A 23353-nucleotide genomic window follows, 5' to 3' on the forward strand; every position below is an offset into this window, starting at 1 on the left:
GCGGGAACATTCACTGTGGCAAGACGATAACCCACACCGGGGCACTTCGTTTCGCGGCACCCCGCAGCTAACGGACGAATGACGGCAGGGCATGACGGTTGCAATGAACGATATGTGCGCAGGTTCCCACGGTGCACGCCGTGTCCGCGCCCGGGCCGGTGTCGGTCTTCTCGCTCTCGCTCTGGCTCAGGCCGTTACTCCGGCAGCTGCACAGGAAGGCGCGGTAAAGGCCGCAGGCGCCCAATCGGACGACGCCGAGGATCGGCAGGCATCCGGCAATCGCGACGATCTTGAAATCGGGGCACTCGACCTACCCGCGCCGCCGCAGGATGTGCCGCTCCCCGAGGTCGAACCGATCATCACTGAGCGGGAATTCAACCGCATCGTCCCTGGTCTCGAGGCGGACGACGATGCGGAACTCGACAAGCCGCTCGAATCGATTGAGGCCTTCGAGGCGCGACTTGCCCGCGAAGCCGAGGTCGGCGACACGGACGGTGCCGCGAACCCGCAGCCGCAGACCGCGTCGGCTGTCGACGACGATGTGCCGCTCGATGACCCGGCGCTCGCCGATGGCGACGTGAGCGAGGAAATCGAGGATGCCCCGGTACGCGACGCCGAGCTGACCGCGCCGCTGCCTTCGCTCGACAGCTTCGAGGTCACCCCGGTCGAGTTCGCGCAGGAGGAAACGCAAGGCGAGAAGACGCCCGAGGTTCGCTACAAGGTCGCACTCGAGGGCATCGAGGAGGCCGACAAGGAAACCGAGGCATCGCTCGCAGGTACGTTCAAGGAACTCTCTGCGCTCGAGGACGGCGATGGCAAGGCCGCAAACGCGGCAATGGTATCCGCGCGGCTTACCGAAGACACCTCATTGATCGAGACGATCCTCGCTTCGGAGGGGTGGTACTCGCCCAATATCCGTGGTCGGCTGGTACCCTCGCGCGACGAGGACGAGCCGGGGCTGACCGCCCGCATCCAGGTGACGCCGGGTCAGCGCTACACCTTTTCCGACATTACCGTCGAGGCGGACCCGACGATCCCCGAGACTCTCATTGCCGACAACATGCCGCTCAAGGTGGGCGAACCCATTGTCGCCGGGCGCGTGCAGGGCGCCGAGGCGCGCGTTGCGCTGGCACTGCCCGAGAACGGCTATCCCTTCGCCAAGGTCGGACAGCGCGACATCCTGCTCGACCGCGATACCGGCGAGGGGGCCTATACGCTTCCGGTGGACGTCGGGCCACGTGGTCGGTTCGGTCCCATCGTGACCAGTGGTGAGACCGCTTTCGATGCCGAACACGTGGCCGTGCTCGCCCGCTTCAAGGAGGGCGAGCTCTACGACAGCCGCAAGGTCGACGATCTGCGCAAGGCGATGGTCGGCACCGGCCTGTTCTCGACTGTCGCGGTCGAGCCGCAGCAGACGGGCGAGGACCTTGGCGACGGGACCCAGAGCGTCCGGCTCGACGTGAAGCAGGATGCCGGACCGCCGCGGACCATTGCCGGTTCGCTTGGCTTTGCGGCAGGTGAAGGCATCACGGCGCAGGGCAGCTGGACCCACCGCAACATGTGGCCGCCAGAGGGCGCACTGATCGCCCATGCCATCGCCGGCACCCAGCAGCAGGGGCTCGGAGCCACCTTCCGGCGCTCCAATGCCGGCAAGCGCGACCGCACGCTGGAGATCACCGCCGAGGCGTTCCACAACGACTACGATGCCTACAGCGCCTATACCGGGCGCCTCGCCGCGCGCATCAGCCGCGACTCCACGCCGATCTGGCAGAAGCGTTATACATACGCCTTCGGTATCGAACTGCTCGGCACGGCGGAGACCAGCTATAACCTGCAGTCGGGCGAGCGCGAGCGTAACACCTACTACATCGCCGGCGTCAATGGACAGGTCGGGATCGATACTTCGGACAGCCTGCTCGATCCGACCAAGGGTTTTCGCGTGACCACGCTGATCCAGCCCGAGGCGACCCTAAACAACGGTTTCGATCCTTACGTCCGTGCGCGGATCGATGCCTCGGCCTACTTCCCCGCCACTGACAGTCTGGTTGTTGCCGGACGATTGCGCTTCGGCACGATCCAGGGCGTGGATCTCGTCGACATCGCGCCCTCGCGCAGGCTCTACGCGGGCGGCGGCGGTTCGGTCCGCGGCTTTTCCTATCAGGGCCTTGGCGAGCAGGCACCGGACGGTGACCCGATCGGCGGGCGCAGCCTCAACGAGGCCTCGATCGAGGCGCGCTATCGCTTCGGCAATTATGGCGTGGTCGCCTTTGTCGACGCAGGGCAGGCCTATCGCGAGACCATGCCGCAGTTCAACGACATCCGTTACGGCGTTGGCATCGGCGGTCGATTCTACACCAATTTCGGTCCGATGCGTCTCGACATAGCGACACCCGTCAACCGTAGACCAGGGGAATCGCGCATCAACCTCTACCTCTCGATCGGGCAGGCATTCTGATGAGCGGCGACCGTATCAACGAGGACGCTGGCAGCGTGGATAAAGCGAACGTCAGCGCGGAAACGGCCACGATCGAGGACGGTGCGCCCGCACAGCGCAGCGTCTGGGAGCGTGTTCGCGTGCGCCTGTTCAAGACCGTGATCGGTGTCGTGCTGGGTGTCGTGGTGCTGTTTGCGGCGGTGATCTTCGGGATCGATACCGGGCCAGGGCATCGCTTCGTCGCCGAGCAGATCGGCGGTCTCAAGTTCGAGAACGGGATGCGTATCCGCGTGGGGCGGATCGAGGGCTCCTTGTACAGCCAGATGACGCTGCACGACCTCTCGCTGCGCGATACCAAGGGTGAATTCCTGTTCTCGCCCGAAATCAAGGTCGACTGGCGTCCCTTCGCCTATCTCGAAAACCATGTCGACGTACGCAGCGCGACCGCGCAGCGCGTGGTTCTTCGCCGCTCGCCGGTGTTCAAGGAAACCCCGCCGAGCGAAGGACCCTTGCTGCCCGATCTCGACGTCGACATCGGCGAACTGCGTGTCGACCGCTTCGTGTTCGAACCCGCCGTCTCGGGCAAGCGCCGGATCGTCACCGCGCACGGCAGCGCGCACATTGCCGATGGCCGTGCCACGATCGATGCCGAGGGCGGCACGATTGCCATCGAGGGCAAGGAAGGCGGCGATGCCTTCGTCGTCAAGCTCGATGCGGTACCCGAGAAGAACCGCCTCGACATCGACCTCAAGCTCGATGCGCCGACCGGCGGTGTCGTTGCAGCTCTTGGCGGGCTTACGCAGCCACTCTCGCTCGACCTGGGCGGCAAGGGCAGTTGGGCTTCGTGGGATGGCGCGCTCAAGGGCACCTACGGGGAAACCGACCTCGTCGACCTGGATATCGCTGCGCGCGACGGGACTTTCGCGGTCAAGGGCCCGACACGTATCGCCAGCATGTTCTCGGGACCCACGGCAGCACTGCTCGGTCCGGTCACCGACCTCGATTTGACTGCCAAGCTCGATCAGCGCCGCATGACGCTTGCAGGCCTCGTGTCGAGCGATGCCTTCCGTCTCGTGCCGAGCGGAACCATCGATCTTGGCCAGAGCAGCTTCGACGATTTCCGCGCCGAATTCGATCTGCTCAAGCCCTCCGCACTGGCGGAAAACCTCTCCGGCGCCGGCCTCAACGCACGCCTCGCCCTCGATGGCGCCTTCACAACGCCGAGCGTCGACTACACGCTCGCTGCCAGCCGCATCGTGATGAACGATATGGGGCTGGAAGGCTTTACCGCCTCGGGCGCGGCCAACGTAAGGTCCGATCGCATTACCATTCCGGTTGCCGCACGCGTGCGCCGGATCACGGGGCTCGACACCGTGGCTGGCGGCAAGCTCGAACAAGTGCGCCTCGATGGTGATGTCGCAATCGAAGGCACCCGCGTCCTTTCCGACAACATGCGTCTGCGCTCGGATCGCATCGATGCAGGGCTGCTTCTCGCTGCCGACATGTCCAAGGGGTTTTATACCGGGGCAATCGACGGACGAATCGACAACTACAAGCTCGCCAGCGTCGGCATTTTCAACATCGCGACCGACATGAACCTCGAGGGGCAGGGGAGTGGCTACGCGCTTTCCGGCACCGTGCGCGCGCGCTCGACCCGCCTGCTGAACGAGAGCGTCGAGAATTACCTCGGCGGCAATTTCGCGGTTTCTTCGCGGGTCAATTACGGCTCCGACGGAGTAGCGCGCTTCTCTGGGCTGCAGCTCACCGCGCCTTATCTCAAGGTGCGTGGCGGGTCGGGCCTGTGGTCGCCCGATGGCCGTATCGCCTTCCGCGCCGATGGCACTTCGGAGCAGTATGGTGCCCTTGCGGTGCGCGTGACCGGCACCATGACCAACCCCGACGCACGCCTGACCGCCGAGCATCCAGGCCTCGGCATCGGGCTCGCCGACGTCGATGCTCGCGTGGTCGGAGCGAAGGGCGGCTATCGCCTCAACATGACCGCCGGGACCGACTACGGCCCGCTCAAGGCCGACGTCACGCTTGGCATGGCCGATCTCATGACGGTGCAGATCAACAGCGCGGACCTTTCCGGCGTGGAATTCGCAGGTCGCCTCGTGCAGACACGACAGGGGCCCTTCGCCGGGCGCCTGACCGCGCAGGGCAATGGTGTTGGCGGAGTGGTCGATCTCTCCGCGCAGGACCAGTATCAGGCCGCCAAGTTCAACCTGCGCGCCAAGGACAGCGTGTTCGATGGTCCGGCGCAGCTCGCGATCGGCTCGGCCATCATCGACGGGCGGGCCGTGCTCTACGATCAGCCGCTGCTCGTTGCCGATGCGCAGCTCTCTGAAACCCGTCTTGGTGCGATGGACCTTGCCGCAGGGCGCGTGCTGATCGACTACCGCGACGGCAAGGGCAAGGCCAAGGCTCTCGTCGAGGGCGTGAGCGGTGTACCGTTCCGCCTCGGCATCAACGCCGAGATGCAACCGGAACTGTGGCGTGTAGCACTGCGCGGCCGCGTGCGCGGGCAGACCGTCAAGACGCTCAGCCCGGCGCGCATCGAGATCGGCAAGGACGGCAGCTACGAGCTGCTGCCCACGACAGTCAGCCTGGCTGGCGGCAAGGCGAAGATCGCAGGCACATACGGCGATGGCATGAAGCTGCAAAGCCGCCTCGAAGGGCTGGATATCGCGGTCATCAATGCTTTCGTCCCCGGCATGGGCCTTGGCGGTTCGGCAAGCGGCAGCATCGATTTTGCACAATCGAGTCCAACCGCTTTCCCGCGTGCCGATGCGCGCATGACGATTTCCAACTTCACCCGCACAAGTGCGAGCACGGTGAGCCATCCGGTCGATGTCAACTTCGTCGGCAAGCTGCTCGCCGATGGCGGCGAGGCAAGGGCGGTCATGCGCAGCCGTGGTTCGGTGATCGGGCGCATGTTCGCGAGCCTGCGTCCGCTGCCGCCGGGTGAGGGGCCATGGATGACGCGTCTCATGGATGCGCCGCTGGGCGGCGGTATCCGCTACAACGGCCCTGCCGCCACGCTGTTCTCCTTTGCGGGGCAGCCCGGGCAGACGCTCGAGGGTGCGCTCGGCCTTGCCGCCGACTTCTCCTGCAAGGTGGCCGAGCCCTGCCTCAAGGGCGTCGTCAAGGGCCGAGGGTTGGTCTACCAGAATCAGGCTTACGGCACGCGCCTGAGCGACATGACGCTCGATGGGCGCTTCGATGGCAACGGGCTCGAGCTGACCTCGCTCGAGGCGAAGGCCGGAGACGGTACCGTCAGTGCCAAGGGCCGCGTCAGCCTCGCGGCCGATCAGGGTTACCCGATGGATGTCTCGGTCAAGCTGCGCAAAGCCCAGCTGGCCAAGAGCAACGCCATCTCGGCCACGGCGACCGGCGATCTCAACTTCACCAAGAAGGCCAACGAGACGCCGCTGCTCTCTGGCGAGATCCGCCTGCCTGAAACCCGCTACCAGATCGTCTACCAGGGCGCCTCGGAAGTGCCCAAGCTCACCGGCGTACGCTTCAAACCCCGCCGCATCGCGCGGCGCGTGACGGGCGACGAGGAGGCCGAAGCGGTTGCGGGCGCGTTCTCGGACATCCGTCTCGACCTGCATCTGATTGCGCCCGAAAAGCTCTATGTCTCGGGTATGGGCCTCGAATCCGAGTGGAGCGCGGACTTCACCATCGGCGGCACCAGCGCCGCACCGACGATGGCGGGCGAAGTCGAGCTGGTGCGCGGTACGCTGGGCTTTGCTGGTCGTTCCTTCGATCTGAGCGACGGCCTGATTTCGTTTACCGGCGGGCGCACGATCGATCCGACGGTTGCGATCACCGCGACCGACACGATCGAGGATGTGGAGGTCAGCATCGGTGTTACCGGCCGCGCCTACGATCCGCAGATCGCGTTCAGCTCGACGCCGGGCCTGCCCGAGGACGAGATCGTCTCGCGCATCCTGTTCGGCAGTTCGGTCGCCAACCTGTCCGCAATCCAGGCAGTGCAGCTGGCATCATCGCTCAACTCGCTGCGTGGCGGCGGTGGCGGTCTCAACCCGCTTGGTAGCCTCCGCTCGGCGACAGGCGTTGATCGCCTGCGCATTCTTGGCGAGGACGAGAGCACCGGGCGCGGCACGGCGCTGGCGGCGGGCCAGTACCTGACCGACGATATCTACGTCGAGCTGATCACCGACGCGCGCGGCTTCACCGCGACCCAGCTCGAGGTCAGCGTGACCAAGTGGCTCTCGGTCCTCAGCCAGGCCGGTGGTTCGGGCGTCAACTCGGTCAACGTGCGCATCCGGAAGGATTACTGATGCGCCCGATGGTGTCTGTGGCACTGGTCCTGTCGCTTCTCGTGCTGGCGGGTTGCCAGCGCGAGAAGGACTTCGATGAACGCTATTCCGACGCGCAGGCACGCATGACTGCAATGGCCCGTGACATCGACGCGCGGGTGGCGTCGACCGGCGTGCCGGAAGGCGGGGCGCAGGAGGATGATACGACGGCATCGGACTGACCGGTTGCCGTCATGTCACACAGGTAAAGATCCCCTCGGTTAAATCCGGGTTTACCCTTCGCCTATAGGGTCGGCAGGGTTAGACTTCGGGTACGATACGAACGCCCGAGTCCTTCGGGTTCGGTGCAGTTCGAGGCGGGATCATACAGCGATGAATTATAGCGAGGAATGCGACCGTCTGGCACGCCGCCGCGAGGTGCTGCTACATGCGCGCTGCCGCAAGAGCGCCTGGAAGGTGTTCGATGTCGAACTGGGCGACCTCAGCGCGGGCGGATGCTGCATAGTGGGCAGTACCGAGGCGCTCTGTCCGGGAGACGAGCTCTCGCTGCGCTTTGCCCATCTCAAGCCGGTCGCGGCGACGGTGCGCTGGGTGCGTGCACAGCGCGTCGGTATCGAGTTCCGCGCAGCACTGAGCAACCGTGTCATCGACGAGCTTGCGCAGGTCTACGGCATTCCGCTTCTGGCCGCCTGGCAACAGCGCGCAATCGCCTGACGAGCAGCGCGCGGGAAACGCCGTGGAGCGCCAGCGCGTTGGTATCGTGATGTCGGAAAAAGGGGTGGTGGACGCACTTGGGCTCGAACCAAGGACCCGCTGATTAAGAGTCAGCTGCTCTACCAACTGAGCTATGCGTCCCCACGAGAGGGCCATCCCTGAAGGATGGTTGGTAAGAAGGTGGTGGACGCACTTGGGCTCGAACCAAGGACCCGCTGATTAAGAGTCAGCTGCTCTACCAACTGAGCTATGCGTCCCCACTGGGGTGCACCCTAAAGGATGCCTGGTAAGGAAGGCTGGTGGACGCACTTGGGCTCGAACCAAGGACCCGCTGATTAAGAGTCAGCTGCTCTACCAACTGAGCTATGCGTCCACTTTTGCCTTCCCAACCGCCTTGTCGAGAGCCATGTGGCCCGGCCGATTCGGCGGCGGAGAGGCTCCTATAACGTGTCAATTTCGGATGGAAAGGGGGAACTTCGAAAAAATCACTTGTAGCTTGCCGGACGGCGGTTCCAGCGGTTCACCGCGAGCAGCATGCCGATGCAGATCATGTTGGTCAGCATCGAGGTTCCGCCATGGCTCATGAAGGGCAATGGGATGCCGACAACGGGCGCGAGGCCCATGACCATCATCAGGTTGATCGCCACGTAGAAGAAGATCGTGGTCGTCATGCCTGCGGCCAGCAGGCTCGAGAAGCGGTCGGGGGCCTTCGTCGCCACGCGCATGCCCCAGCCCAGAACGATGGCGAATACGAGCAGGACGAAGTAGCCGCCGATCATGCCCCATTCCTCGGCCATGGTGGCAAAGACGAAGTCGGTGTGCGCCTCGGGCAGGTACTGCAGATGGCTTTGCGAACCATTGCCGAAGCCCTTGCCGAAGATACCGCCCGAGCCGATCGCGATCTTCGACTGGATGATGTGGTAGCCGCTGCCCTGCGGGTCGGCCTCGGGGTCCAGCAGGGTCAGGATGCGCTTGCGCTGGTAGTCGTGGAGCACGAAGAAGTATGCGGCCGGGATCGCGGCGAGCGCGGGTACGCTCGCGCCCACGAACCAGCTGATCGGCAGGCCTGCAAGGAACATGAGCACCACGCCGCCAAAGCAGATGGCGAGCGCTGTTCCGAGGTCCGGCTGGATCAGCACCAGCATGGCAGGCGCGCCGATCAGCATGCTAGCGGGAACTAGACCCCGCCAGCTGCGCGTCATGGGTGCAGGCAAAGTCTCGTAGAAGCGCGCGAGGACCAGCACTATGGCCGGTTTCATGAGCTCGGATGGCTGTAGCGTGATGAAACCGAGGTCGAGCCAGCGCTGACTGCCACTGCCCACGCCCACGCCGACTGCGCCGACCAGTTCGACGAGGACGAGCAGCAACAGCGTCGCCCCGTAGGTCGGATAGGCCATGAGCCGGAAGAAGTTCCGGCTGAAGCGCGAGATCACGAAGGCCATGACGAGAAAAAGGCCGAAGCGGACGACGTGGCTCAGCGCATAGGGATGCAGACTGCCGCCAGCAGCGGAATAGAGTACCGCGCCGCCGAGCATCACGAGGCCGAAAAGCGGGATAAGCATCGACCAAGGTTGGCGAGCGATGAAGTCTGGGACGATCGTGCGGTTCACTGCCCGGTGCCTCCGGTATCACTGCCGCTCGTACCGCTGTTCGCGGAACCGGAGGATGGCTGCGCTGCGGGCGTGGCACTCGCCGATGGTGTCGCGATGGGTTCGGGGCGCGGGGCCTGTGCCTCGTTCTGCAGCTGCTGGCTCTGGCCCTGGGTATTCTGCGCCTCGCGCACCGCGCGGGCCTCCGCTTCACCCGAGACCTTGGGAGCGCTGACGCCGTACTGAGTGACGTAGGAGGCATAGCGCGCCTGCGCGCGTTCCTGCGCCGTCCCGCCCCATTGGGTCTCGTATTCCTCGAGTACTTCCATCGCCTTCTGCTTGTCGAACAGGTAGGTCATGACGTCGCGCGCGATCGGGTAGGCCGCGCCCGAGCCGCCGCCATGTTCGATCGCGACCGCAACGGCATAGCGTGGCTTGTCGAACGGTGCGAAGCAGATGAAGTGCCCGTGGTCGCGGTACTTGAAGGGGCCGGTCTTGCCGTTCGACACGCTCAGGCTGACGACCTGTGCGGTACCCGTCTTGCCCGCGAGCAGGATGTCCTTCATCGGCAGCGCCGCGCGGTGCGCGGTGCCCGGGCCGTTGACCACGTCGGACATGGCCTTGTGAACGTAGTCGAGGTGGTCCTGCGGAATGCCCAGCCACTCGGCGTTCTGCGGTTTGCCCGTATGAAGCAGGCGGGGCATGAGATTGCGCCCGCTGGCGATGCGCGAGGCCATGACTGCCTGCTGCAGCGGGTTCACGAGGAAGTAGCCCTGTCCGATGGTGGCGTTGACCGAATCGAAGGTCTGCCATTCGCGGCCATACTTCTTGAGCTTCCACGCCGGGTCCGGGACGGTGCCGTAGGACTGGCCGACGACGGGCAGGTCGAATTCCTGTCCGAGGCCGAGCTTGCGCGCCATGGCCGAGATGACGTCCATGCCCATGCGCTGGACCATCGCGTAGAAGTACACGTCGCAGCTCTGGTAGATGCCCTTGGCCATGTTGACCTGACCATGACCGCGCCGGTTCCAGCAGTGAAACACGCGGTTGCCGACACGCAGGCCGCCACCGCAAAAGACGCTTTCCTCGGGATCGAGCCCGGCTTCGCGAAACGCGAGGCTGACAAGTGGCTTGACCGTCGATCCGGGCGGGTAGAGTCCGCGCAGGACCTTGTTGCGCAAGGGGATGTGGTCGTCGTCCGACAGCATCTTCCATTCGAGGCGGCCGATGCCGTCGGAGAAGCTGTTGGGATCGAAGCTGGGCATCGAGGCCATGGCGAGCACGTCGCCGTTATGACAGTCGATCGCGACGACCGACCCAGACTCGGTGCCGATGCGCCTTGCGGCATAGGCCTGCAATCCGGCGTCGATGGTGAGCTTGACCGTCTCGCCCGGAATGTCCTCGCGTGTCTCGAGATCGCGCACGATCCGGCCCGAGGCGGTGACCTCGACACGCCGGGCACCGGGTGTTCCGCGCAGTTCCTGCTCGAAAATCTTCTCGAAGCCGTCCTTGCCGACCTTGTAGCCGGGGGTGAGGAGCAGCGGGTCGCGGTCCTTCTCGTACTCTTCTGCCGACGCCGCGCCGACGTAGCCGATGAGGTGGCCCACGCTCACTCCGTCGGGATAGAAGCGCGAATAGCCGCGCTGGGTGACGACGCCGGGCAGTTCGGGCAGGCGCACGCTGACCGCGGAAAAGCGGTCGAGGTCGAGGCCGCTGGCAACTTCGACCGGGGCAAAGCCACGTGCGTTCTCGAGCTTGTCCTGCAGATCCTGCAGCGCGATGGGAGTGAAGTCGAGCAATGCGCCGAGAGTGCGCACGGTCGCGTCCTTGTCCTGCATCCGGTCGGGAATGATGTCGACGCGGAAGTCGGCGCGGTTGGATGCGATCGGAATGCCGGTGCGGTCGAGAATCCAGCCGCGACGCGGCGGGATCAGCGACAGGTTGACGCGGTTGCTCTCGGCTTCGAGCTTGTACTTCTCGTTCTCGAAGATCGCGAGATAGGCCATGCGTCCTGCGAGCAGGCAGCCGATGCCACCCTGGACCGAGCCGAGCACGACGGACCTTCGGTCGAAACTGTTGCGCAGTATTCCGGCCGACATGTGGCGCTGGGGACGCGCGCGCCGAAAGCGGAACTTCATCGCAGGGCCTTGAAGGGGGTCAGGCGCAGGCGGTCGAGCATGGCAACGAGACGGCCTACGAGGGGGAAGGCGAAGATGGAGAGCACGAGCTGGGGTACGATCACATGCAAGGGGGCAAAGGCACCTGCAAGATTGGCAAGCAGGCATGAACCCAGAATATAGGCGATCACGAGCCCCATCGCCAGCAGCCACTCGGTCGCGAAATTGCGCCAGGGGAGACGTTCCTCGACGAGATCGATCGCAATCGCGGCGAGCGACCACAGGAAGATCGCCGAACCGAAAGGCTGGCCCGAGTACAGATCGTCGACGAGGCCGAGCGGCATGCCCGCCCAGATCGGGATCAGACCGGGACGCATCTGGCGCCAGGCAAGGTAGGCGAGGAAGCCGAAGGGCGGCAGGATCGGGGCCGAGGCGATCATCAGCCAGCCCGGCACGATCGAGGCGAGCGCAATCGAAAGCCACGGCAGCCCACGCGCGATCAGCGGCGAGGGTACGCGGTTGATGCGCTGGCGCGGTGCGTCGAGGTCGCCGGAGAGACTGCGGGGCATCAGGCGCCCGCTTCCGCGGCCTCATCCGAGGCGGACTGGTCGGGGAGGGGCTTCTCGGGCGGTGCCCAGGCCCTTTCGACCAGCACGTAGTCGGTATCGGCCGGGTTGCTCAGCACGCGACCGATTGCGCCGTCGCGCACGATCTTCGTCAGCACCGCCATGGGCGTGCCGGGACGATAGAGACCGCCCGAACCCGAACTCACGATGACGTCGCCCTTGCGCAGCGGGTTGATGCCAAGGTTCACGAGGCGGATGCGCAAGGTCCCGTCGCCCACGCCCTGCGCGAAGCCGGCAACGCCGTCTTTCGCGCGGCGCACGGGCACGAGGCTCTCGGTATCGGTGATCAGCAGGACGCGCGAGCTTGAACGTCCGACTTCGAGGACGCGCCCAACCAGGCCGAGCGGCGAGCGCACCGGCATGCCCTTCTCGAGGCCGCGGTCGCGCCCTGCACCAATGGTGGCGAAGCGCCGCGTGCTGGTGGGGGTCGAGCCGACGAGCGGGGTAACCGCGACGACGTCGTCCGACTTGCGCACGATGCCGAGCATCTTCTTGAGCCGCTTGTTCTCGGCCTCCGTCGCGCGTGCCTCGACAAGACGCGACTTGGCCTCGGCCAGTTCGCGCTCGAGTTGCGCGTGCTGGCTGCCGAATTTGAAGAAACCCTCGATTGTCCCGAGCGTATCGCGTCCGAAACTCCTGCTCTCCGCGCTGACCTGCGCAGCGGGCTCGGTTGCATCGCTGGCCAGGTTGCGCAGGCCAGAGAAGGCCTTGGGACTGACCAGCGAAATGACGATGAGCACGAGCCCGGCCACCACGCCGACGACGCCGGCGGTGAAGCTCAGGAAGTTCGAATATTGCGCCCTGCGGGAAAAGCCGGAGCGCCTGTTTGTGGGCGGCGCCATGCGCCATGCACTCCATTCCTGGGCGGCATCCGAACCTGTCGGAGTGAGCCGCCCTTGCATTCAGTCACCGCAGGCCTGCGCGCTCGCGCCGGCCTGCGGGGGCGACAGATCAGGCGGACATCAGGACGCCGCGGTAGATCGGGTCTTCCATGGCGCGGCCGGTGCCCAGCGCGACGCATGAGAGCGGGTCTTCGGCCACGCTGACGGGCAGGCCGGTTTCCTCGCGCAGGTAATCGTCGAGGCCCTGAATGAGAGCGCCGCCGCCGGTGAGCACGATGCCCTGGTCGACGATGTCGGCGGCCAGTTCGGGGGCGGTGTTCTCGAGCGCGATGCGCACACCCTCGATGATCGCGCCGATCGGTTCGGCCAGCGCCTCTGCGACGTTGGCCTGGTTGATCGAGATTTCCTTGGGCACGCCGTTGACGAGGTCGCGGCCCTTGATGTGGATGACCTCGCCGATGCCGTCCTCGGGCATGACGGCGATGCCGTAATCCTTCTTGATACGCTCCGCCGTGGCGTCGCCGATCAGCAGGTTATGGTGGCGACGCACGTAGGAAACGATCGCCTCGTCCATCTTGTCGCCGCCCACGCGCACCGAGGTGGTGTAGGCGAGACCGCGCAGCGAGAGCACGGCAACCTCGGTGGTGCCGCCGCCGATGTCGACGACCATCGAGCCGACCGGCTCGGTGACCGGCATGTCGGCGCCGATCGCGGCGGCCATCGGCTCGAGGATCAGATAGACCTGGCTGGCACCGGCGTTGCTGGCCGCATCGCGGATCGCGCGGCGTTCGACCGAGGTCGAGCCCGAGGGCACGCAGATCACGATCTCGGGATAGCGGAACAGGTTCTTCTTGCCATGCACCTTGCGGATGAAGTGCTTGATCATCTCTTCCGCGATCTCGATGTCGGCGATCACGCCGTCACGCAGCGGGCGGATGGCCTCGATGTTGTCGGGCGTCTTGCCCATCATCATCTTGGCGTCGTCGCCCACGGCCTTGACCTTCTTGACGCCGTTCATCGTCTCGATCGCGACGACGGAGGGCTCGTTGAGCACGATTCCGCGGTCCTGGACATAGACGAGAGTGTTGGCTGTCCCGAGGTCGATCGCCATGTTCTGGGAGCCGAGTTTGAAGAATCGCGAGAAGGGGCCGGCCATCTATAATCCGTATAATTTCCAGTGCTTGCGGCAGAATCAGCACACAAGGCAACAAGATGATTGCATGGAGGTAGACCCCTTAACCCATCGATTCGCGAAAGGCCAAAATTTTGTGGCGATTTCCGGTGGGTTTCGACAGGTTTCCGTCTCGAATGCGACGCGTTTCGTCGCGCGAGCGCTCGGACGATGTCTTGATCGGGCATTCGCGCTTCGATCGCGACCGTTGACGAGCGTTCCCGAGGGCTTCCGATGAGGCGAGCCGCAAGCTAAGACCAAGCTCCTGTCGTACCCGATGGCGCTCGCACGCCCGGGGCAGCGCGAGCCGGTAGCTCGCTTCCAGACAAGTCCGATGCCGAGACCGCCCATGCCCACCATCCGTCGCCTGCCCGAACACCTCGTCAATCGCATCGCCGCGGGCGAAGTGGTCGAGCGTCCGGCTTCCGCGCTCAAGGAGCTGGTCGAGAACGCCATCGACGCCGGCGCGAGCCATGTCACCGTGCGGCTCGCCTCGGGCGGGCTCGACATGATCGAGGTGACCGACGACGGCTGCGGCATGTCGCCCGACCAGATGGCGCTCGCGCTCGAACGCCACGCGACTTCGAAACTGCCCGACGAGCATATCGAGCTGGTTACCACCATGGGCTTTCGCGGCGAGGCGCTGCCCTCGATCGGCTCGGTCTCGCGGCTCACCATCGAGAGCCGGGTGCGCGGCTCGGACGAGGGCTGGAAGCGCGTCACAGATCACGGCAAGGTCACGGCCGACGGCCCGGCCGCGCTGCCGCCCGGCACGCGCATTCGGGTCGAGGACCTCTTCGGCAAGGTGCCGGCGCGCCGCAAGTTCCTGCGCACGCCGCGCTCGGAATGGGCTGCCTGCCAGGACGTCGTCCGCCGCCTCGCCATGGCGCGCCCGGACATCGGTTTCGTGCTCGAGCACGATGGGCGCCGGGTCATCGCGGTGCAGAGCGACGAGGAGCTTGCCAGCCGCGTCGCGCGCCTCGTTGCGCGCGAACTGGCCGAGGACGGCGTGCTGATCGATGCCCAGCGCGGCGAGGCGCACCTGACCGGTGTCGCGGGGCTGCCCACCTACAACCGCGGTGTCGCCGATCACCAGTACCTCTTCGTCAACGGACGCCCGGTGAAGGATCGCCTGCTGACCGGCGCTGTGCGCGGCGCCTATGCCGACATGCTCGCACGCGACCGTCATGCAGTGCTCGCACTGTTTCTCTCGATCCCGCCCGAGGAAGTCGACGTCAACGTGCACCCGGCCAAGACCGAGGTACGCTTTCGTGACCCTGCCTTCATACGCGGATTCCTCGTCGGCGCGCTGCGCCACGCGCTCGAGGGGGCAGGGCAGAAGAGCGCACAGGCGCCCGCCGCCAATGCGATGGACAACTGGCAGGTCGAGCCGGTCGCACCTGCCCACACAGAGGTCGCACCCTCGCTTGGCTCGCTCTTCGCGCGCGAATATGCGCCGCAGCGTCCCTCCTTCAGTGCTGGCCCGGCTTCGCGCGTGTCCGAGGGCAGCGCTGCCTGGCGCTCCTACGAGGCCGAGGTCATGGCCCAGCCTTCGGGGCGCGCAGAGCCGCTCGGCGAAGAGCAGAGCCGCGAGGAAGCAGAGGCGCTGCGCTATCCGCTGGGCATTGCGCGCGGCCAGATCTCGCAGACCTACATCGTCGCGGAGGCCGAAGACGGTCTCGTCATCGTCGACCAGCACGCGGCCCACGAGCGGCTCGTGCTCGAGCGGCTCAAGGCTGCGGGCGCCGAGGAGGCGATGAACCGCAGCCAGGCGCTGCTGCTGCCCGAAGTCGTCGAGCTCGAGGAAGTCGCCTGCGATGCGCTCGAGGACAAGCTCGCGGACCTCGCCCGCTTCGGTCTCGTGCTCGAACGCTTCGGTCCGGCCGCGATGCTGGTGCGCGCGATCCCCTCGGTGCTGCGCAAGGGAAGCGCCGAGGCGCTGGTGCGCGACGTTGCCGACGATCTCGCCAAGAACGGCGATGCGCTGCTGCTCGGCGAAAAGCTCGATCTCGTGCTCGCGACCATGGCCTGCCACGGCTCGGTCAGGGCCGGGCGCGTGCTCTCGGTCGCCGAGATGAACGCGCTGCTGCGCGAAATGGAACGCACCCCGCGCTCGGGGCAGTGCAACCATGGCCGCCCTACGTGGGTTAAACTCGCTCATCAGGATATCGAGAAACTGTTCGGGCGAAAATGATGCGTGGCAAGAGCTTGGTGCTGGGTCTGTTGGTGCTGGTCACAGCGTGCCAGAAGGAGGACCCGGTCGAGGAATACGCCGAGGACCAGCAGGACGTGGCCATGGTCGAGCGCATGAGCAAGCCGCCGTTCCGTCCGGTGATCCCCAAGCCCATTACCAAGGTCGACATGGCCCGCTACGGCCTCGATCATCGTGGCTGCCTGTTCACGGCGCAAGGCGACAAGGCGCCGGTCTTCGTCGCGGGTGCGGACGAGGGGTTCATGCATATCGGTTCGGACCTGCAGCGCTTTGCCGCGCGCACGACCAGTGCCGAACTGCCCGGCGAGGCGCGTTCGAGCTATACCGGGCTCAGCAACTGGATCGACATCGTGCGCCAGCCCGACGAAGGCGAGGGCGGGACCGCGCTGCACTGGCCTGCGCGGCTCATGCTGCACGACCCGCAAAAGCGCGTCGCCTATATGGCCGATGGCACGATGGACTGTTCGCGCGAGTAAGCTGGCCTCAGGCGAAGGCGCGGATCAGCATGGCAAGGCCCATGCCGATCATGAACAGGTTCTCGGTCAGCGAGACGAAGCCCAGCGGCACGTTGCCCGAGCCCCCGACGCAGGCGCACTTGAGCTCCCGCTTCTGGACGTAGACCGCATAATAGACGGAGACCGCGCCGACGGTGCCGATGAACAGTGAGACCGGGATCGAGATCCAGGGAAGCGCGCGCGCCGTCATCAAGGCGCCCGCAAGCCACTCGAGAAACGGGTAGGCATAGGCATAAGGGACCGAGCGGCGCGCGAGCAGATCGTAGCCCAGGAACATGGTCGAGAACTTCTCGACGTCCTGCAGCTTGAGCATCGCCAGCAGCATCATCGAGATCGAGACGAACCATTCCAGCGCGCGCCAGGTGACGAGCGTGCCGAACGCGACCCAGCAGGCGGCAAAGGCCAGCGCCGCGGCAGTCGCGAAGACCGCGATCACCGGCTTGTAGCTCTTGGCGCTGGGATCGGGGACTTCCATCCTGAAGAACTTGAGCAGATCGGTGTAGCCACCGATGCGCTGGCCGCCGATGAAGGTCTGCGGTGTCGTCTCGACGCCGTGCTTTTCCTTGAAGGCATCGGTCTGTTCGCGGGTCTCGAGCCAGTGGTCGTCGATCGCATAGCCCTTGCGCTTGAGCAGGTGGATCGACTTGATGCCGAAGGGACAGATGTGTTTCTCCATCACCATCCGGTAAACGGTGGCGGTGGGCTGATCGGTCTTCGCGCTGTGCATGGGGTACCTGTCTATCGGCGTTCTACGCGCATTTTTGCACGCATGGATATAAAGCCAACGCAGACAGGTGGCGTTCGATCCATCGAGTTTTGCTGCCAGAACAGGATTGTGGCCGCAAAACAACAGGCCCCGGACGTGCCTGCGCAGCGCCCGGGGCCTCGTGTCGTCGTACGAATGCCGAACCCAAAGGGCTCAGACGTTGAACTTGAAGTGCATCACGTCGCCGTCGTGGACGAGGTATTCCTTGCCCTCCTGACGCAGCTTGCCGCCTTCCTTGGCACCGCTCTCGCCGTTCAGCGCGACGTAGTCGTCGTAGGCAATGGTCTCGGCGCGGATGAAGCCGCGCTGCATGTCGGAGTGGATCTCGCCCGCGGCCTCGGGAGCCTTGGCGCCCTTGTGCACGGTCCATGCGCGCGCTTCCTTGGGGCCGACAGTGAAGAAGGTGAGAAGGCCGAGAAGCTCGTAGCCAGCACGGATGATGCGCGCGAGGCCGGTCTCGTGAAGGCCCATCTCCTCGAGGAAGACCATGCGCTCTTCAAGCTCCATGCCGACCAGTTCGGACTCGATCGCGGCGGAGACGATGACCGCGGTCGCGCCTTCGGCCTTTGCCTTCTCGAATACGCGCGCGGAAAAATCGTTGCCCTCGGCTGCCGCCTCTTCCTCGACGTTGCAGACGTAGAGCACCGGCTTGGCGGTGAGCAACTGGGCCTGCGCGAAGACGCGGGCCTCGTCGTCGTCCTTCGGCTCGGTCAGGCGGGCGGGCTTGCCGTCACGCAGCAGTTCGAGCGCCTGGCCCAGGACCGAGGCTGCGACCTTGGCCTCCTTGTCGCCCTGTGCGGCCTTCTTCTGAGCTGCAGGAACGCGCTTCTCGAGGCTCTCGAGGTCGGAGAGCAGCAGTTCGGTCTCGACCGTCTCAGCATCGGCGATCGGGTCGACCTTGTTGTCGACGTGCTGGATGTCGTCGTTCTCGAAGCAGCGCAGTACGTGGACGACCGCGTCGACCTCGCGGATGTTGCCGAGGAACTGGTTGCCAAGACCCTCACCCTTCGAGGCGCCGCGCACCAGCCCGGCGATGTCGACGAACGAGAGCTGCGTCGGGATGATCTTCGCCGAACCAGCGATCTCGGCCAGCTTGTCGAGGCGCGGATCGGGGACGCCGACCTGGCCGACGTTGGGCTCGATCGTGCAGAAGGGATAGTTTGCGGCCTGCGCGGCCTGCGTCTCGGTAAGGGCATTGAACAGCGTTGACTTGCCGACATTGGGCAGGCCCACGATACCGCAACGGAAACCCATCGTTCACTCCGGATAAGAAATTTCGCCGCCCATAGCGCCGTGAGGCGCGCTTGGCCAGTTTCGAGCGATGGCAATCTTGCGGACACGGCGTTAGGTCATGGGGCAAGAGGCGAGGGCGCGCCGGGGAGCCGAGCCCGGAAGATCGCCAGCCTAACGGAAATTTCAGGCTTGTAGGTCTAGGAAAGTCGCGATGATCGAACGTCTTGCCCGCTTCACCCTGCCGCTCGTCGCCCTTGCCGGGCTTGCCGCCTGTTCGAAGAGCCCGGAAGAGCTCTACGCCAAGGCTCAGGCCGATTTCGCGGCGCAGGACTATCAGGCCGCGCGGCTCGAGGTCGCAAGCGCGCTGCGTGACGATCCGGGCAACCGGGCCATGCTCGATCTCCTGATCCGCGCACACCTGCGCCTTGGCGATCCCGACGGGGCGCAAGGCGCGATAGAGCGCTTCGAGCGGGCGGGCGGTCCGGCGCGCGAGCTGGCGGTCTACAAGGCGAGCGTCGCGCTGATGCGCGGGCGTGCGCAGGAGGCACTGGCACTGCTCGGCGATGACCGCAGCGCGCCGGGCTGGGTCGTGCGCGCCGAGGCGAAGCTTGCGCTCGGCGACGAAGAGGGGGCGGTCGAGGCCTTCGAACAGGGGCTCGATGCGGGCGGCGATGTCCATCTCGCCGAAGGCTATGCGCGCTATCGCCTGCTCTCGGGCGATGTCGATGGCGCTGCGGCAATCTACAAGCGCATGCAGGCCATGGACGCCAAGGCCTACGAGACCATGGTGCTGGGCGCAGATATATTCGCGGCGAAGGGCAAGCCTGCCGAGGCGGCGAAGGCGTTCGAGGCGGTCACCGCTGCTTTTCCGCAAAAGCTCCCGCCCTTGCTCGCACTCGCCAACCAGTATGACATGCTCGGTAAGGTCGATGCGGCCATGGAAGTGATCGAGAAGGCGCAGAAGCTCGCGCCCGGCAATGGCGCTGTCGAGGACCTTCGCATCCAGCTGCTCGCCGAGAAGGGCGAATGGGAGAAGATCCGGCTCGCCATGCAGGGGCAGGAATCCCGGCTCGAACCGGGCTCGGGCACGCAGATGAAATATGCCGAGGCCTTGCTGCGGCTCGGCAAGGCAGAGGAGGCGCGGCTATTGTTCAAGCGCGCCGTGCTCGCGCTTCCGGGCAATCCCTATGCGCAGCTGATGCTTGGCGAGGCCGAGCTGGAAGCGGGCAATGCGGCGCAGGCCTGGCAGACGCTCGAGCCACTCGCCATGGGCACGCTTGCCGACGACGAGGAGATCGAGGCAGGCATGCGCGCCGCGCGTGCTGCGGGAGCACCCGAGGCGAAGGCTTTGGCCGCGCGGCTCGATCCTGCAAAGCGCAAGGCAGAGGTCGCGCTGGTCGACGAGGGGCAGGCGGCGCTCATGCAGCAGGACTGGAGCAAGGTGCGCGATGTCTATGCGCAGCTTCTCACGCGCGGCGAGGACGGCGAGGTCCTGCGCCGGCTGGCGATGGCGAGTGCGGCGCTGGGCGATCACGACGCCGCGATCGGCTATGCCGACAGGGCGCTCGGCCGCGCGCGCGACAATCCCGAGTTCCTGTTCATGGCCGGCATGGTGCGGCTCGAGGCAGGACGCGACCTCGCGAGCGCGCGGCGTCTCATCGAGAGTGCCGCGAGGGCCGATCCGGGCAATGCCGAGATCGCACGTGCTCTGGAAAAGGCAAACGCCGCGACCAGCAGGGGCTGAAGCGCCTCGGCTTGTCGACGGCGTCTACGCCAGCCGGTGAGGGAGCCTCCCGAGCCGGTCGCTAGTGATCGTGCCGCGATGGGCGCGGGCACGATCACGTCATTATTGAAATCGGTGTCAGGCGCGCTTCTTGCGGCGACGCGCGTAGGCAAGACCGACGAGGCCGAGGCCCATCATGCCCAGCATGCCGGGTTCGGGAACCGCGGTGCCGCCGGAGGAGCCGGTCTGGGTCGTGCCGCCCGAAGTCGTAGTGGTCGAGCCACCCGAAGTCGTGGTCGTACCGCCTGAGGTGCTCGTGGTACCGCCCGAACTGCTGGTGGTGCCGCCCGAGGTGCTCGACCCGCACATCGAGGTGCCGGTGGAGTCGCCACAGCCACACTTGTGCTTGTGGAACCAGCTGCCCCAGGTGGCGTGCGCCGGCGTGGCGACGGCCATGGTCAGGCCCAGCGTGAGCGTGAGAGCGGTGATTGACTTGCGCAACATGTGGTCTTCCCCTTCATCGACCAGATTTGCCCGTATAGTAGCAAGCCCCATGCCAAATACGGTTTTCTGCGATTTCTTCTGCCGCTGGTTAGCTTCCATCGGGTTTATTGTAAGTTAACCCGACACGATTGCCCTGCGAAAGACCTTGGTAGCGACAACTTGTGGATCGCAGGTAAACGCCGCCGGGCGCGGTCTCAGTCCTGCTGACGCAGGGCCACGTCGTTCATGAAGCGTGCGTCGTCGCCCTCGGCGAGCCGTTCGGCTTCGTAGGCGATCGCGCCGAGCATTCCGGCGAGCGGGTCCATCTCGGCCTTGGCATAGTTGCCCAGCACGTAGCCGTTGACCCGGTCCTTGTGGCCGGGGTGGCCGATGCCGATGCGCACGCGGCGATAGTCGGGGCCAAGGTGCTGGCCGATCGAGCGCAGGCCGTTATGGCCGGCGTGGCCACCGCCCTGCTTGACCTTGACCTTGAAGGGCGCGAGGTCGAGCTCGTCGTGGAACACGGTGAGCGCGTCGAGATCGAGCTTGAAGAAGCGCATCGCCTCGCCGACCGAGCGCCCGCTCTCGTTCATGAAGGTCGCGGGCTTGAGCAGCAGCACCTTGTCGCGCCCGATGCGACCTTCCTGGAACCATCCCTGGAATTTCTTCTGTACCGGGCCGAAGCGGTGGACGTCGGCGATGATGTCGCACGCCATGAAGCCCACGTTGTGCCGGTGCATAGCGTATTGCGGGCCGGGATTGCCGAGGCCTACCCAGAGCTGCGTTGCCATCGTGTCGTCTTTCCGTTCGTAGCGGGTCGGCTGGAACTGCCGCGCTCAGCCCCTTAGGTCATGGCCCGTCGGCGCAAAAGGGGGCGCGCCAACAAAAAAGGCCCTTCCCGCGCACCGGATCGTCCGGGGCGGGAAGGGCCCTTTATGAATAAGCGAGGCTTACTCGGCCGAAGCTTCTTCCTCAGCCTTGGTCGTGTCGCCTTCTTCGCTCTTCAGCGCCGAAGGAGCAACGATCGTCGCGATGGTGAAGTCACGGTCGGTGATCGCGCTGGCCGAGCCCTTGGGGAGCTTGACGTGGCTGATGTGGATCGACTCGCCAACGTCGAAGCCGGTGACGTCGATGACGATCTCGTCGGGGATCTTGTCCGCATCGCAGACAAGCTCGAGCTCGTGACGCACGATGTTGAGGACGCCGCCGCGCTTGAGGCCCGGAGCGAGCTCTTCGTTGGCGAACGAGACGGGCACGTTCACGTGGACGGTCGCATCCTTGGCAAGGCGCAGGAAGTCAGCGTGAAGCGGACGATCGGTGACGGGGTGGAAGGCAACGTCCTTCGGCAGGGTGCGCACCTTCTTGCCACCGACTTCGACCTCGACGATCGAGTTGAAGAAGTGGCCGGTCATCAGCTGACGGGTCAGTTCCTTCTCTTCGACGTGGATCGCGATGGGCTCTTCGTTCGAGCCATAGACGACGGCGGGTACGCGACCTTCGCGACGCAGGGCACGGGAGGCTCCCTTGCCTGCCCGTTCACGCGTCTCGGCCGGCAGGATAAGCGAATCGCTCATGTGGACTTGCCTTTCAAAACTGGATTAAACCCGGCCCGGGCCGACCATCGACCAGGACCGTCCGTCACGCCTCCAGGGATGACCATGACGGGAAGGGCGCGCCCATACGCGGGTTCGCGCGCGAAGGCAAGCCTTGGCATGCGAGGGGCGATCGCTATTCGATGCGCGTGACGGTGTAGCCACGCGTACGCAGCATCGCAACGAGGCCGTCCGGCCCGGCCATGTGTGCGGCGCCCACCGCGACGAAGGGACGATGCCCCTCGTCGAGCCTCTGCGCGATGCGCTTCGTCCACGCACGGTTGCGGCCGGTGAACAGCACTGCGCGGAGTTCGGGATCGGCGAGCAGGCCGCGTCGGGTTTCGGCCTCGATCGCGGTCATGTCGCCGCTGCGCCAGCTTTGCGAGAGGTCGGTCTCGGGGTGCCCGGCTTCCTCGATAACCGCGACGAGCAGGTCGCGCTGCTCGCGCTCGGGCAGGGCATCGAACAGGCTGAGCTGGGTCGCCGCGCCTTCCAGTTCGATGACGGGACGCTCGCCCGCCTGCTCGATGACGGCCCGGTCGACGCCATTGCGCGCATCCCCGCTGCCCTTGGTGCCGCGCGCCAGAGTGAGCGCTGCGGCCCAGGTGTCGATGGCAGAGAAATCGTCGTCCTCGTGCCCGGTCTTCTCGAGCAATCCGGCGAGATCCGCGCGCTGTTCGGTGGGCACGCGCTGCGAAAGCGGCGGCTTGCCACTTGCACGTGCGAGGCGCGCGAAGGTGGCTGCCACCTCGGTGTCGTCGGCAATGTTGCCGACTTCGACCACGATCTCGTCAGCCTGTGCAAGAGCCTCGGAGACCGGCCCGGTCTTCCAAGCGAGTGGCTGCGGGGCGCTATGGATGGTGCCGAAGAGCCAGCCGCGCTGACCCGCCGCGCCTTCTACCTCCCACAAGGCCGGGTTGGCGCTCTGGGCGCGCTCACCGCAAGCGGCAAGCAGGCACAGCGGCGCGAGGAGGCATGCAGCGAGAAACGCGGCGGCAAAAGCTCTGGTTTGGCGGATCATCGAAAAAGGCGCAATCTTGCTGGGCTCGG

18 protein-coding genes and 3 tRNA genes are annotated in these 23353 nt (G+C 65.6%); 7 read left to right on the forward strand and 14 right to left on the reverse strand.

Going from position 1 to position 23353, the window contains the following annotated elements:
• The first annotated feature begins 103 nt into the window (after positions 1 to 103).
• The 4 genes from I5E68_RS09065 (at position 104) to I5E68_RS09080 (ending at position 7434) form a co-directional block, all read left to right on the forward strand.
• On the forward strand, positions 104 to 2455 hold the full coding sequence (locus I5E68_RS09065) for an autotransporter assembly complex protein TamA (RefSeq protein ID WP_228726905.1): 2352 nt from the start codon (positions 104 to 106) through the stop codon (positions 2453 to 2455).
• Positions 2455 to 6741 carry a translocation/assembly module TamB domain-containing protein gene (locus I5E68_RS09070; RefSeq protein ID WP_197163088.1) on the forward strand — a complete coding sequence of 1429 codons (4287 nt, stop codon included), beginning with the start codon at positions 2455 to 2457 and terminating at the stop codon, positions 6739 to 6741. The genes I5E68_RS09065 and I5E68_RS09070 overlap by 1 nt, the downstream gene beginning before the upstream one ends.
• The gene (locus tag I5E68_RS09075) at positions 6741 to 6941 is read left to right on the forward strand and encodes a hypothetical protein (RefSeq protein WP_197163090.1); all 201 of its coding nucleotides are present in this window, start codon (positions 6741 to 6743) and stop codon (positions 6939 to 6941) included. The genes I5E68_RS09070 and I5E68_RS09075 overlap by 1 nt, the downstream gene beginning before the upstream one ends.
• A 151-nt stretch (positions 6942 to 7092) precedes the next feature.
• The gene (locus I5E68_RS09080) at positions 7093 to 7434 is read left to right on the forward strand and encodes a PilZ domain-containing protein (RefSeq protein ID WP_197163093.1); all 342 of its coding nucleotides are present in this window, start codon (positions 7093 to 7095) and stop codon (positions 7432 to 7434) included.
• Positions 7435 to 7499: 65 nt separating this feature from the next.
• On the opposite strand, the gene I5E68_RS09085 is transcribed toward I5E68_RS09080, so the two are convergent.
• The 8 genes from I5E68_RS09085 to I5E68_RS09120 form a co-directional block, all read right to left on the reverse strand.
• Positions 7500 to 7575 (reverse strand) — tRNA-Lys (locus tag I5E68_RS09085).
• Between the two features lie 40 nt (positions 7576 to 7615).
• Positions 7616 to 7691 (reverse strand) — tRNA-Lys (locus I5E68_RS09090).
• A 40-nt stretch (positions 7692 to 7731) separates the two neighbouring features.
• A tRNA-Lys gene (locus I5E68_RS09095) sits at positions 7732 to 7807 on the reverse strand.
• Between the two features lie 112 nt (positions 7808 to 7919).
• Positions 7920 to 9044: a rod shape-determining protein RodA gene (gene rodA, locus I5E68_RS09100; RefSeq protein WP_197163095.1), complete on the reverse strand. Its 1125-nt coding sequence runs from the start codon at positions 9042 to 9044 to the stop codon at positions 7920 to 7922.
• Entirely contained in the window at positions 9041 to 11161 is a 2121-nt protein-coding gene (gene mrdA / locus I5E68_RS09105) for a penicillin-binding protein 2 (protein ID WP_197163097.1), read from the reverse strand. The genes rodA and mrdA overlap by 4 nt, the downstream gene beginning before the upstream one ends.
• The gene (gene mreD / locus I5E68_RS09110; RefSeq protein WP_197163099.1) at positions 11158 to 11709 is read right to left on the reverse strand and encodes a rod shape-determining protein MreD; all 552 of its coding nucleotides are present in this window, start codon (positions 11707 to 11709) and stop codon (positions 11158 to 11160) included. The genes mrdA and mreD overlap by 4 nt, the downstream gene beginning before the upstream one ends.
• Entirely contained in the window at positions 11709 to 12608 is a 900-nt protein-coding gene (locus tag I5E68_RS09115; RefSeq protein ID WP_197163100.1) for a rod shape-determining protein MreC, read from the reverse strand. Before I5E68_RS09115 ends, mreD begins: the two co-directional genes overlap by 1 nt.
• 109 nt (positions 12609 to 12717) lie before the next feature.
• Positions 12718 to 13764 carry a rod shape-determining protein gene (locus I5E68_RS09120; protein ID WP_197163101.1) on the reverse strand — a complete coding sequence of 349 codons (1047 nt, stop codon included), beginning with the start codon at positions 13762 to 13764 and terminating at the stop codon, positions 12718 to 12720.
• Between the two features lie 364 nt (positions 13765 to 14128).
• Here I5E68_RS09120 and mutL point away from each other — a divergent pair, with 364 nt between their 5' ends.
• Both mutL and I5E68_RS09130 read left to right on the forward strand, forming a co-directional pair.
• Positions 14129 to 15973 carry a DNA mismatch repair endonuclease MutL gene (mutL, locus tag I5E68_RS09125; protein WP_197163102.1) on the forward strand — a complete coding sequence of 615 codons (1845 nt, stop codon included), beginning with the start codon at positions 14129 to 14131 and terminating at the stop codon, positions 15971 to 15973.
• The gene (locus I5E68_RS09130; RefSeq protein ID WP_228726907.1) at positions 15973 to 16467 is read left to right on the forward strand and encodes a hypothetical protein; all 495 of its coding nucleotides are present in this window, start codon (positions 15973 to 15975) and stop codon (positions 16465 to 16467) included. The genes mutL and I5E68_RS09130 overlap by 1 nt, the downstream gene beginning before the upstream one ends.
• A gap of 7 nt (positions 16468 to 16474) precedes the next feature.
• On the opposite strand, the gene I5E68_RS09135 is transcribed toward I5E68_RS09130, so the two are convergent.
• The gene (locus I5E68_RS09135; protein WP_228726908.1) at positions 16475 to 17233 is read right to left on the reverse strand and encodes a MauE/DoxX family redox-associated membrane protein; all 759 of its coding nucleotides are present in this window, start codon (positions 17231 to 17233) and stop codon (positions 16475 to 16477) included.
• Between the two features lie 192 nt (positions 17234 to 17425).
• Positions 17426 to 18526 (reverse strand): redox-regulated ATPase YchF, encoded by a 1101-nt coding sequence (gene ychF / locus I5E68_RS09140; protein WP_197163104.1) that lies wholly within the window; start codon positions 18524 to 18526, stop codon positions 17426 to 17428.
• Between the two features lie 190 nt (positions 18527 to 18716).
• Here ychF and I5E68_RS09145 point away from each other — a divergent pair, with 190 nt between their 5' ends.
• A complete protein-coding gene (locus I5E68_RS09145) occupies positions 18717 to 20249 on the forward strand; it encodes a tetratricopeptide repeat protein (RefSeq protein WP_197163106.1) in 1533 nt (510 codons plus the stop codon).
• Positions 20250 to 20366: 117 nt separating this feature from the next.
• Here the strand turns inward: I5E68_RS09145 and I5E68_RS09150 are convergent, their stop codons facing one another.
• The 4 genes from I5E68_RS09150 to I5E68_RS09165 all read right to left on the reverse strand — a co-directional run bounded on the left by I5E68_RS09150 (position 20367) and on the right by I5E68_RS09165 (position 23324).
• On the reverse strand, positions 20367 to 20732 hold the full coding sequence (locus I5E68_RS09150; RefSeq protein WP_197163108.1) for a PEP-CTERM sorting domain-containing protein: 366 nt from the start codon (positions 20730 to 20732) through the stop codon (positions 20367 to 20369).
• A 194-nt stretch (positions 20733 to 20926) separates the two neighbouring features.
• On the reverse strand, positions 20927 to 21502 hold the full coding sequence (pth, locus tag I5E68_RS09155; RefSeq protein ID WP_197163111.1) for an aminoacyl-tRNA hydrolase: 576 nt from the start codon (positions 21500 to 21502) through the stop codon (positions 20927 to 20929).
• Positions 21503 to 21661: 159 nt separating this feature from the next.
• On the reverse strand, positions 21662 to 22285 hold the full coding sequence (locus I5E68_RS09160) for a 50S ribosomal protein L25/general stress protein Ctc (RefSeq protein ID WP_197163113.1): 624 nt from the start codon (positions 22283 to 22285) through the stop codon (positions 21662 to 21664).
• Positions 22286 to 22439: 154 nt separating this feature from the next.
• The gene (locus tag I5E68_RS09165) at positions 22440 to 23324 is read right to left on the reverse strand and encodes a TraB/GumN family protein (protein ID WP_197163115.1); all 885 of its coding nucleotides are present in this window, start codon (positions 23322 to 23324) and stop codon (positions 22440 to 22442) included.
• Between the last annotated feature and the right edge of the window lie 29 nt (positions 23325 to 23353).

The organism is Novosphingobium aureum (assembly GCF_015865035.1).
GTDB classification, from domain to species: Bacteria; Pseudomonadota; Alphaproteobacteria; order Sphingomonadales; family Sphingomonadaceae; genus Novosphingobium; species Novosphingobium aureum.